This is a genomic window from Blautia sp. HA8986 (assembly GCF_056504635.1).
The window spans coordinates 190,566-202,487 of the sequence record NZ_JBWLUQ010000002.1; the positions used below are offsets into that span (position 1 = coordinate 190,566).

Here is an 11,922-nt window from a genome sequence, read left to right on the forward strand (position 1 = left end):
AGGGATTTTTATTTACTCAATCATATCAATATACTTCTCCAGCACCGGAAACTGCATCCCTCCGATCTTCAGCACTCTGCGGTGAAAGTCTTTCATATCGAAATCCTGTCCAAGTCGTTTTTGTTCGGTTGTGCGCAGATCCAGAAGACTTAAATATCCCCAGTAATATTTCAAATAATTTCCAGGAGTCTCCAGAATGTACTGGTAAATTTCCGAGATAACCGTGCTATCCTCAATGCCAAAGGCTTTCAGAAAACTGGCAGCTTCAGCCTGATTCCATCCATTATAATGGATCTCAATATCCAGAAGAGAGTACATACATAGGTTAATACTGCGGTTCAGCCATGAAAGACGTGCAAGATCAGAGGCAGAAGAATCCAGGATATAATCAGCTGCATATTCATAGGCAAAGGGCTCCACATAAGTAGCCCACCCTTCCGCAAACCCGGAAGTATCCAGAAGATTTCGGATTCCAGACGGATTCTGGCGTTCAAAACTAACTGTCTGATAAAGATGACCCGGGAATCCTTCATGAGCCAGAGTGGTAAAAAGCTCCAGACCCTGATAATTTGCGGACGGATTTATGTAGATCACATTAGGAGTACCCGTATCCATAGGCGGTGTGAGATAAAAAGCAGGACTCAGATAATCTTTCATGGAGTCATGCACAGTTTTAAGTTCAAAAGAAACATCCTCCAGTGGAGGAAAATCTGAGCTGATTTTTTTCTGCAGGGAAGAAAGCATCTGAGCTGGTCTTATTTCTGTAAAAGAAATTCCTTTATTAAGTGTAGTAAGAAGTTCCGGATTCTGGCGAAGCATATTTCCAACAATACCAATTTCACTGGAAAGCTGCCTGGAAAGCCGTTTTTCGATCTCTTTCACAGGAACATAAGTACCGGTCTGGCTTTGCAGAAGATAAAGATAGTACGCTTTACCACCTTTAAAATACGCCAGGCCGCGAGGATTTTTTCCAGTGCCCCGCAGAGCTTCCAGACCTGTCATAAGCTCCTGATAGGCAGGAATCACTTCCGTTTTCATAAGATTCTGATGAGTAAGAATCAGAGTCTGCTGTTCTGAACCGGAAAGTTTTCCGTAGTCTGAAATTTTTGTGCGGAAAATATCCAGCATATAATTTTCATCCGGATTCCGGATAAAAGCACTGCACTGTGCAAGAATCCGATCCAGCGTGGCATCACTCATAAAGAAACCGGCCTGAGATTTCTTCTGCTCAAATTTTATAATACTCTGAAAGTACGGACGTATGGTAGTCAGAAGATTCAGATAATCAGAGATATCCCGATCCTCATAAAAAGCATATTCAGCCAGAAGAACCGGTAGCTGTGCCTGGATTCCCAGACTTGGTCCAAGAGGCTCTTGGAGAAGGTAATTATCGCCAAGAGATTTTTCTGTGTGATAATAGAGAAGCATGGAATCGAGAGTCATCTGATTTTCCGTGGAAAGATGACTGTAGCGGAATGCTTTCAGCTTATCCTCGTACTGCTGACAGACCTTGTAGGTGTTTTGCATATCTGTGGGAACCGTGCCAAGAGAAGCTGTTTTTCGCCGGATTCCCTGCTTTTCCGGATGAGCCAGGGAATAATGAAGAGTAAGAGAACTGCCGGAAACTTCGTTTCGGAAAACCTCCTGGGTAAAAGCCTCGAATTTTCCGTTTTCTGTAATTCCATGAGCAGAAAAATATCCGGCAGCTATGCCGATAATAAAAGTAAAAATAAGACCGCAGGCAATAAAAAAAGAAGATTTTTTCTTCAGGATCTTAAAAGGCATAGAAAGTCCTTCCTGCATTTGGCTTTGTACTATCATATTGGAAAAATACGGAATCTATGATATTATGTGAACGGAAATTATGTATTATAAATGGAGAAAAAGTATGAGCGATATCTATGATCTTGCAATTCTGGGCGGGGGTCCTGCAGGGATCACAGCGGCGATCTATGCGTCACGTGCCAGATTAAATACAATATGGATCGATAAAAATTTTGCACCGGGCGGTCAGATCACGGCTACTTATGAAGTAGATAATTACCCCGGAATGCCGGGAATCTCAGGGATGGATCTGGGCGAGGCCTTTGGGGAACATGCCCGTAAACTGGGACTGGAGCCGAAGCGTGAGAAGCTCCTTTCTCTGGAAAATATTTCAGGAGATATCAAGACGATCCACACAAAAAAGAACGAATATCAGGCCAGAACCATCATCCTTGCATTTGGCGCAGAGCACCGGAAGCTGGACATTCCGGGAGAAGATGACCTGGGAGGACTTGGAGTTTCCTATTGTGCAACCTGTGACGGAGCTTTTTATAAAGACAGAACAGTCGTGGTAGTTGGTGGCGGAAATGCGGCAGCAGAGGATGCGGTTTTTCTTTCCGGACTTTGCAAAAAAGTATATCTTGTTCACCGCCGGGATGAACTTCGTGCAGACAAGGCGATCCAGGAGAAGATTTTTGACTGTGAAAATATTGAAATGGTATGGGACAGTGTTCCGCTGGAAATCCTGGGGCAGGATGAAGTGACAGGCATTAAGATCCGAAATGTAAAAACAGGGGAAGAACGCGAACTGGATACAGACGGCGTTTTTATTGCAGTGGGAATTGTTCCGAACACGACATTTGTGAAAGCTCAGCTGGAGCTTGATGAGAACGGATATATCTGTGCAGGGGAGGAAGGAATTACCAGTGCAGCAGGCGTTTTTGCAGCGGGGGATATCCGTACCAAGGCACTCAGACAGGTGGTAACTGCTGTTTCAGACGGAGCCAATGCAGTGGCTTCCGCACAGAAATATCTCTGGAGGAAAGACAATGGCAACCATTAAAGAAATCGCGCAGAGAGCAGGCGTAAGTACAACGACTGTCTCCAACGTCATACATGGAAAAACCAAAAAAGTATCTCCTGCCAACATTCAGAAAATCGAGAATCTTATCCGTGAAATGGGATATGTACAGAAAATGGGACTGAGAGTACTGAATAAGGAGAAATCCCAGTTGATCGCAGTTGTGATCAACTATCATAAAGACTTCAGGGATTCCATCATCGGAGATCCTTTTTATGGAAAAATTATCGGTTTTATTGAAAAATATGTGCAGGAGCTGGGTTACTATCTGATGCTTTATTCAGCAAAAGATACGGACAAGATCTTCCAGATGGTTATGGGCTGGGATGTGGACGGAGTCATTGCTATTTCCTTCAGCAAAAGCAATTGTGAAAAAATCTATCAGCTGATCAACAAGCCGATTGTTTCCATTGATGCTTACGGAGAACTGGATGCCGGTCAGGAGAGTCATGTCCTGAATATCGGACTGGATGATGAGAGCGGCGGATACCTTATGACAAAATATCTTTTGGAATGCGGCTATGAACATATCCAGGTCTGTGCAGGACGTGATAATGGTGTTGACCATCTCCGTTATATGGGAGCGCAGAGAGCAGCAAGGGAATTCGCAGGAAAGAAGCAGAAGGTACAGTTTACTGCACTGGGTATGAATTACGCAAAGCGAAAAGAAAGCTACGCATGGCTGATTCAGCGAAAAAAACCGAAGACTGCATTGTTCTTCCTTTCAGATCTCTATGCTCTGGAAGCGATCAGTTTTTTCAGCAGCAGAGGTGTGAAGATTCCGGAGGAGATTGGAATTGCAGGATATGATAACATAAGTTATGCAGAGTTTTCTGTGCCACGACTTACTACAGTCAGTCAGAATGTGGAGCAGAAAGCATCTCTCGCTGTAGAAATTCTGATGGAGAGAATCAATGGTGAGGATAAAGAGCGGGAAAATGAGATCAGGCTTCCGGTTACACTGATTTCAAGAAAGTCAGTGCAGCGTCAGGATGAGAAAAAATAGAAAATAAAGTGTTACTGCAGAGATGCAGAATACAGCAGGAAGGGATTTTCAATACGGAAAATCTGGGATATAACGATGTTAAAAGCCGAAATATACGGAACTGTCAACATATGGCAGCCAGAGTATTTCGGCTTTTTTGCAGCATATATTTATGTAAATTCTGCACAAAACCATAATTTTAAACTTGTCACAATGAATGGTTATGTACATAACCTATTTACATATGCAGCCTTTAATGCTATAGTGTGAGCACAAAGGTTATGTACATAACTAACAGGGAAACAGTATAGAAGGAGTGAATACCAGATGAAACAGATTCTGATCGCCACACATGGAAAGATGGCCTCCGGTATCCGTTATACAGCAGAGCTGATCGTGGGAAAAATGGCTGAGATCACAACTATCGATGCTTATGTAACACCGGAAGATAATGTGGAGAAAAAGTTTGAGGAATATTTCGCACAGCACGAAAATGACAGGATTTTCGTTTTCACAGACCTGATGGGCGGAAGCGTTAATCAGAAGCTACTGGGATATAGCCAGAAGGAGAATGTTACACTTATCACAGGAACCAACCTTCCTGTTTTGATGCAGGTAATGATGGCTGACGATGATGTGACAGAGGAAGAGATCCAGGAATTTATCGATGATGCCAGAGAAGAGCTTCAGGTGGTAAACCTTGGCGGCGGAAAGAAAGCTGCATCTAAAGACAGCATTGCAGAAAATAATGCACCGACTGCAGAAAACGCCGTACAGGAGAGCGCAAAGAAAGCACCAGATCCACAGTCCTACGATAATTCCACAGCGAAGATCACAGCACTTCGTGTAGATGACCGTCTGATTCACGGTCAGGTTGCCATGACCTGGACCAAGCAGCTGGCAGTACAGGGAATCGTAGTTGCCAACGATGAGGCGGCCAACGATAACACCCAGAAGATGGCACTGAAAATGGCAGTACCGGGAGGGATTAAATCTCTGATCAAACCGGTGGACGAAGCCATTCGTATCTTAAACAATCCGAAGGCATCCAAAATGCGTATCCTGGTTCTTACAAGAACTGTAAAAGATGCCCTGAAAATAAGAAAGAATGTTGGCGAGATAGGATTTCTTAACGTAGGAAATACGGGACGTTTTGATGGAATCGATGTTTCCGAGAAGCTTGTCCTCACACCAACTATCATGCTGACAGACGCAGAGCAGCAGGCATTAAAAGAGCTGGTAGCTCTTGATCCGAAGGCATGTATGCAGCAGGTTCCGAATGACGAGCAGAAGCTTGTGAAGGATGTGCTGGATAAATTAAACTGACATATATAAACTGTGGAATGTGAATGTCCACAGAATGAATAAAACGTAACAAAAAAGGGAGGAAGGAAAAATGTTAAACGCATTTCTTGTAGCACTTGCCGTATTCATCTGTGTCGGCGGTGCAGAGCTGATCGGATTTACCATGCTGAACCGTCCGATCGTCATCGGACCTCTGGTAGGTCTGTTCCTTGGAGATCTTCACACAGGAGTTATCATCGGAGCTTCACTGGAAGCCGTATTCATGGGAGTTGTAAACATTGGCGGTGCCTCCGCGGCAGAACCCGGAATCGCCACAGCAGTAGGAACCGCTTTTGCTATCATGCTTGGCAAAGGATCTGAGGTTGCTCTGACACTGGCACTTCCGATCGGTATCCTTGGTCTTCAGATTAAGACAGTTCTCTATATTTTCATTGTAGGTATGTTTGCAAAAACCTTCGACCGTCTGGCAGCAGAGGGCAAGGAGAAACAGATCATCGCTCTCCATTACGGACTCTGGGCTGTGAACTGGGTATTATATTCACTGTTCGCATTCTTCGGGATCCTCTTTGGATCTGATGCAGTCAGTGCACTTCTGGATGCCATCCCGGATGTTGTTATGAACGGTCTGACAGTCTGCGGAGGACTTCTTCCGGCAGTAGGTATGGCGATGCTGATGAAAATGCTCTGGGACAACAAAATCTGCATGTTCTATTTCCTGGGATTTGTCCTGGCAGCATACTTAAACCTTCCGCTTATCGCTCTTGCAGTGATCGGAGTAATTATCGCCATCTCTGTTGGAATGAATGATTATAAGCTTAACCAGCTTTCTGCACAGAGAGTAGCTGTTTCACCGTCTGGAGACTCTGAAGAATATCTTGATGAAGAAGAGGAGGAATTTTTCTCATGAGTAATTTAACAAAATCTATTCCTGCAGATGAAAGAAAAATGCTGAGAAAAGCTTTCTGGCGTTCCTTCACTCTGTATGCGGCAGTAAGCCCGGCAAAACAGGGAGCATCCGGCTTCTGTTATTCCCTGATGCCATTTATCAACAAATTTTACAAAAACGATGAGGAAGGCAAAAAAGCTGCCCTCACAAGAAGTATGTCTTACTTCAATACAACCATCACCTGTTCCACTTTCATCATGGGTCTTGTGGCATCCATGGAGAAGAAAAACAGCGAGCAGAAGGATTTTGACGCAAGCTCCATCAATGCGGTGAAATCTTCCCTGATGGGACCTCTGGCCGGTATCGGTGATTCCATTTTCTGGGGTGTTCTCCGTGTAATTGCAGCCGGAATCGCAGTAGGACTTGGAGCATCCGGAAATGTTCTGGCACCTATCGTGTTCCTGCTTCTTTTTAACATTCCGTCTATTTTTGTAAAATATTACGGTACATTCCTGGGTTACAAGCTTGGTTCCGAATACATCCAGAAGGTTTATGCAAGCGGTCTTATGAACATTCTGACAAAGGCTGCCAGCATTGTAGGTCTTATCATGGTTGGTGGTATGACTGCCAGCATGGTAACCTTTAAATCCACTTATGAACTCACCATGAAGGGTGAGTCTGTTCTGAACCTCCAGAGTATGCTGGATCAGATCTTTGTCGGCATCGTTCCTCTTGGACTGACTCTTCTGTGCTACTATCTGCTGAAAAAGAAAAACATCAGTATCACAGTTCTGATCATAGGTGTCATTATCCTGAGTATCCTTCTCTCTCTTTTCGGAATTGCATAAACCTTAAGGAGAAGGAATAAAGACCAGAATTATGAAAAGGCGGACCCCAGTTGGTCCGCCTATAAAAAAGCCTGAAATAAGATATTTTGAATAAAGGAGACACAGAACATGAAAGATTGGTGGAAGAATTCCGTTGTATATCAGATTTATCCAAGAAGCTTCAAGGACTCCAATGGAGACGGCTTCGGCGATCTCAGAGGTATTATTGAAAAACTCCCCTACCTTCAGAACCTTGGGATCGATGTGCTCTGGCTCAGTCCTGTATTTGACTCCCCACAGGACGACAATGGTTACGATATCAGTGATTACCGGAAAATTTATGCAGGCTTCGGAAGCAATGAGGACATGGATGAGCTGATCAGAAAAGCTCACGAGCATGGCATCAAAATCGTTCTGGATCTTGTAGTAAACCATACATCTGATGAGCATGCCTGGTTTGTGGAAAGCCGGAAATCCAAAGACAACGACTACAGTGATTATTACATCTGGAAAGATCCGAAAGCAGACGGCAGTGAACCGAACAACTGGGGTTCCAGCTTCTGCGGAAGCGCCTGGGAATATGACGAGGAGCGTGGTCAGTATTATCTTCATTTTTACAGCAAAAAACAGCCGGATCTTAACTGGGAGAATGAAAAAGTCCGCCAGGAGATTTATGATCTGATGAAGTTCTGGATGGACAAAGGTGCTGACGGATGGCGCATGGATGTGATCGCATCTATCTCCAAGGATCAGTCCTTCCCGGATTACCCGAAAACGGATGACCGCAAGTATTATACAGGAAAATATCACAGCAACGGACCAAGACTTCATGAGTTTATCCATGAGATGAACCGGGAAGTGCTTTCAAAATATGACTGTATGACAGTAGGTGAGGCACCGGGCTCCACACCGGAGGTTGCAAGACTGTTTACAGATCCGGAGCGTGAGGAGCTGAACATGCTCTTCACTTTTGAGCATATGAATATCGACCGTATCCCGGGATCTGTAAACCGTAAATGGGCACTGAAGCCTTTTGATCTCCGTGAGCTGAAACGGGTTATGACTGAGTGGCAGAACAAGCTTTATAATAAAGGATGGAATGCTCTGTACTTTGAGAACCATGATCAGCCGCGTGTGATTTCCAGATGGGGAAATGATACCACTTATCGCGAGGAGTGTGCAAAAGCTTACGCAACAGTTCTTCACGGCATGCAGGGAACACCGTATATATATCAGGGCGAGGAGATCGGTATGACAAACGTACACTTCCCTCTGGACGAGTACGAGGATATTGAGGTGCGCAACGCATATCAGGATCTTGTAATTAAGAACAAAACCATCACCGAGGACGATTTCCGCAAGGCTGTATGGAACAAGAGCCGTGACAATGCCAGAGTACCAATGCAGTGGGATGACAGCGAGAACGCAGGATTCACAACCGGAAAACCCTGGTTCCGTATTTCCGGCCGCTATCAGGAGATCAATGTAAAAAAAGCTCTGGAAAAAAATGACTCCGTGTTTTATTATTATAAGGATCTGATCCGTCTGCGTCATGAAGAGGAACTTCTCACAGAAGGCGACTATCAGCTTCTTCTTCCGGAAGATGAGAAGGTATTTGCCTACCTGAGAACTTCAGAGAAAGAGCAGTGGATCGTTGTGGCAAATCTTTCTGAGGATACAGTAAGTACAGAAGACCTTACAGAATATGTATCCGATAAAGAGGATATTAAAATTGCAAACTACAAAGACAGAACAGGAATCAAAGAAAACTTGAGACCGTACGAGGCATTTATGATGAGAATCCGCTGAATTCCTGAACTGTTATTTACGCAGCAAAGCGGAAAAAATATCCGCTTTACAGACTGCAGGTATGAGTTTTTGTGCGTATCTGTACTGCCGAAGGCTATCCGGGCGCAGTGCAGATGCGCTTTTTGCTCATAGGAACACAGACGGACAAACAGGAGGAAATTATGGAAAAATACATCATTGCAGTAGATATGGACGGAACACTTCTGAACAGCGAGAATAAGATTTCCGGGAGAAACAGAAATGTTTTGCAGCGTCTGATCGATGACGGACATTATGTGGTACCGGCAACCGGAAGAACAAGGGAGCTGATCCCCCAGGAGTTTTCCGTGCTCCGTGGAGTGAAATGGGGAATTGTGGAAAATGGCTGTGTTGTCTGGGACTACGATAAAAATGAGATGATCTGGCGCAAAACAATGTCCAAAGGAATGGTACGGGGAATCCTGAAGGATGTGGAGGACAGCGGAGTAAAAGGCTGGATCGCGGAAGCTTATGCCAACGGAGTTGCATATTCCGATGCAGATGCCAGAGATTATGTGGCCTCAGTAGCAGATAAAGATTTTCTGGAAAAAACCTTCGTAGATTATTTCCTCAGCAGACATGAATTTGTAAAGGATTTTTACAGGCAGACGGAGCTTCTGGATCAGGCAGAAAAGATAAACATCTATTTTGAAAACCTCGAAGATAGCAGAGCTCTCCGTGAAAAATGGAAGGATCTGGATGATGTGGCTGTCACTACTTCCATCAGCGGTAACGCAGAGTTCAACGCAGCAGGGGTGGACAAAGGAGTTGGTCTTGCCATGCTGCGCACAAAGCTTGGCATTGACCGGATGCATGTGATCGCTTTTGGTGATAATGAAAATGATCTGGAAATGCTGGAAGGCGCAGGCATCGGAGTCGCTATGGGTAATTCCAAACAGTATGTAAAGGATGCCGCTAATGAGGTGACCGGAGATAATGATCATGATGGTGTGGCGGAATTTCTTGAGAGGTTTTTCGGGCTGTAAGCTGTGGGTGATCGTGATCGCTGATATACGGGACAGGGAAATATATTTTCTCTGTCTTTTTTTATTTTCATTTTCGGTGATATAAGGTATGATTAACAGAGAAGATGAGGGGAGTGCCGGTTTTGATCGGTAGTTTCCGGTGAAAATTTTTTGAGGGAATCAGGAGGGAATTTTTTATATGAAAAATTTAGTACCTAAGAGGGTGATGGAATATATAGTTATCACATTTGCAGTTATTCTGATGGATGTGGGAATCTATGTATTCAAATTCCCGAACAACTTTTCTTTCGGAGGAGTTTCGGGTATGGCAGTCGTATTCTCGCATTTTATTCCGATGACATCTGCGCAGATCAACCTGGTGATCAATCTTATTTTGTTGGTGATCGGGTTTATGATCCTGGGAAAAGATTTTGGCATAAAGACAGCTTATGTTACAGTTGTATCTTCTCTGCTCCTGAATGTATTCGAGAAGGTTTTTCCTATGGAAAAAGCACTCACAGGGAACATTATGCTGGAGCTGTGCTTCGCGATCATCCTTCCGGCACTGGCTGCTGCGATCCTGTTTTTTGAGAATGCCTCAGGCGGCGGTACGGATATTGTTGCGATGATCATTAAAAAGTATTCTACGATGAATATTTCGGGTGCACTGTTTCTTGTAGACTGTTTCATCGTTGTTGTTTCCTTTATGGTATTTGATATTACCACAGGCCTCTGCTCTGTGCTGGGTCTTATGGCCAAGACGTTGCTGATCGATAAGTCTATTGAGAGGATGAAGCTGAACAAATATTTCACTATCATTTCCAGCAAACCGGAGGAAATTTCCGATTTTATCATGAAGGATCTGAACAGAAGTGCTACGATTTATCATGGAGAGGGTGTTTATACCCATAAGGATAAAAAGATCATCCTGACTGTGGTTGACGTAAAGCAGGCGGTGTTGCTGCAGAGGTTTATTGATGAGGTAGATCCGCAGGCATTTCTGATGGTAACTAAGAGCAGTGAGGTTATTGGTAAGGGATTTATGAGTTATATCTGATGTGGTAATGGAATGCGGATAATTTTATCCGTCGGAACATATGTATGCACGATATGGAGAGCATTTTCAACAGCTGTTAGAGGCTGTGGAGGTGTTCTCTTTTTTGATATGATAAATTGTGGAGGGAGTATTTATGTACGGGAAAAGTGGAATGCAGATTGCAAATATCTGCGTGAATTTGAATGAAAAGGCTGTGAAGTTTTCGTGAAAAGGTTTGACAGGGGGCAGATTATATGTTAGGATACACACTTGTGTAACAAATTTAACAAAATTGTAACAAATGAAGATACTAACAGATGCAACAGACAAACTATTAAGATGGACCGGAGGAGAGTTGCAGATTTTCTGAGAGGAGTTTTTATGTTTTATAAAAAAATTGCTGCTGTTGTCATGAGTGTTGTGATCGCCGGATCTGTTCCGTGTACAGTTTTTGCAGATACAGATGTAAGTGCTGTGACAGATGGCGAGGTGGAGGAACTTTCCATTGAGGAAGATTTCTCGGACGGGACGGATTCCATCTCCGCTCTTGCAAACGCTCTGGCAGACAAGACTGTTTCTGATGTGGCAGAATATCAGGAAGCGAAAGCAGAGGCTGAGGAGATCGCACAGAAGAGACTGGAAGCAGAAGCAGCAGCGGAAGCTGCCCGTAAAGCGGAAGAAGAGCGTAAGGCAGCTGAAGAGGCAGCACGTAAGGCTGAGGAGGCACGTATGGCCAGGCGTCAGGAAGTTGCGGATTTTGCACTGCAGTTTGTAGGGAATCCGTATGTTTACGGCGGTACAAGCCTGACAAATGGTGCGGACTGTTCCGGGTTCGTGATGTCTGTTTTTGCACAGTTCGGTTATGAGCTTCCCCGTGTGGCAGCAGCTCAGTGTGCAGCATCCCAGAAGAAATCCGCTGAAGATATCGAGGTAGGTGATCTGGTATTCTACGGCGACGGTGGAATCGACCACGTAGCTCTCTATATCGGAGACGGTAAAATCGTCCATGCCAGCACCGCAGCCACAGGAATCAAAGTGTCCGACTACAATTACCGCACACCGGCTGCGGTTGGAACTTTTGTGGAATAATATATGAATAACGAGGATTTGTAGTTTCTTATCCGGATTTGCCTGGATGCATTGCCTGTGGAGAAACTGCAGTAGACGCAAAAAAGCAACTGGCTGTTAGGTAAAAAACCCCCTTCTGGCAATATGCACAAAGCCTGTCGAACCATGGTGGATAAGT

At 44.3% G+C, this 11,922-nt stretch carries 10 protein-coding genes and 1 pseudogene; 10 read left to right on the forward strand and 1 reads right to left on the reverse strand.

What is annotated here, in order from left to right:
- Positions 1-12 precede the first annotated feature (12 nt).
- Complete coding sequence (locus AC04Q4_RS13590) at positions 13-1,785, reverse strand: DUF885 domain-containing protein (RefSeq protein ID WP_243873835.1); 1,773 nt, start codon at positions 1,783-1,785, stop codon at positions 13-15.
- Between the two features lie 103 nt (positions 1,786-1,888).
- Between AC04Q4_RS13590 and trxB the strand changes: the two genes are divergently transcribed.
- The 10 genes and pseudogenes from trxB to AC04Q4_RS13640 form a co-directional block, all read left to right on the forward strand.
- Positions 1,889-2,827, forward strand: a complete 939-nt coding sequence (gene trxB, locus AC04Q4_RS13595) for a thioredoxin-disulfide reductase (RefSeq protein WP_476389138.1) — start codon at positions 1,889-1,891, stop codon at positions 2,825-2,827.
- Positions 2,814-3,851 carry a LacI family DNA-binding transcriptional regulator gene (locus AC04Q4_RS13600; protein ID WP_173755608.1) on the forward strand — a complete coding sequence of 346 codons (1,038 nt, stop codon included), beginning with the start codon at positions 2,814-2,816 and terminating at the stop codon, positions 3,849-3,851. The genes trxB and AC04Q4_RS13600 overlap by 14 nt, the downstream gene beginning before the upstream one ends.
- Before the next feature lie 306 nt (positions 3,852-4,157).
- Positions 4,158-5,156: a PTS sugar transporter subunit IIAB gene (locus AC04Q4_RS13605; protein ID WP_195456583.1), complete on the forward strand. Its 999-nt coding sequence runs from the start codon at positions 4,158-4,160 to the stop codon at positions 5,154-5,156.
- Between the two features lie 70 nt (positions 5,157-5,226).
- The gene (locus tag AC04Q4_RS13610) at positions 5,227-6,042 is read left to right on the forward strand and encodes a PTS sugar transporter subunit IIC (protein ID WP_195456584.1); all 816 of its coding nucleotides are present in this window, start codon (positions 5,227-5,229) and stop codon (positions 6,040-6,042) included.
- The gene (locus tag AC04Q4_RS13615) at positions 6,039-6,869 is read left to right on the forward strand and encodes a PTS system mannose/fructose/sorbose family transporter subunit IID (RefSeq protein ID WP_195456585.1); all 831 of its coding nucleotides are present in this window, start codon (positions 6,039-6,041) and stop codon (positions 6,867-6,869) included. Before AC04Q4_RS13610 ends, AC04Q4_RS13615 begins: the two co-directional genes overlap by 4 nt.
- Positions 6,870-6,977: 108 nt before the next feature.
- Positions 6,978-8,657 carry an alpha,alpha-phosphotrehalase gene (locus AC04Q4_RS13620; protein ID WP_476389139.1) on the forward strand — a complete coding sequence of 560 codons (1,680 nt, stop codon included), beginning with the start codon at positions 6,978-6,980 and terminating at the stop codon, positions 8,655-8,657.
- Between the two features lie 161 nt (positions 8,658-8,818).
- Positions 8,819-9,661, forward strand: coding sequence for a Cof-type HAD-IIB family hydrolase (locus AC04Q4_RS13625; RefSeq protein WP_173737687.1), 843 nt, complete (start codon positions 8,819-8,821; stop codon positions 9,659-9,661).
- Between the two features lie 178 nt (positions 9,662-9,839).
- Positions 9,840-10,697: a YitT family protein gene (locus AC04Q4_RS13630; RefSeq protein ID WP_195456587.1), complete on the forward strand. Its 858-nt coding sequence runs from the start codon at positions 9,840-9,842 to the stop codon at positions 10,695-10,697.
- A 360-nt stretch (positions 10,698-11,057) separates the two neighbouring features.
- The gene (locus AC04Q4_RS13635) at positions 11,058-11,765 is read left to right on the forward strand and encodes a C40 family peptidase (protein WP_195456588.1); all 708 of its coding nucleotides are present in this window, start codon (positions 11,058-11,060) and stop codon (positions 11,763-11,765) included.
- A 14-nt stretch (positions 11,766-11,779) separates the two neighbouring features.
- Positions 11,780-11,851, forward strand: a pseudogene (locus AC04Q4_RS13640) (type II toxin-antitoxin system HicB family antitoxin); the annotation flags it as partial.
- Between the last annotated feature and the right edge of the window lie 71 nt (positions 11,852-11,922).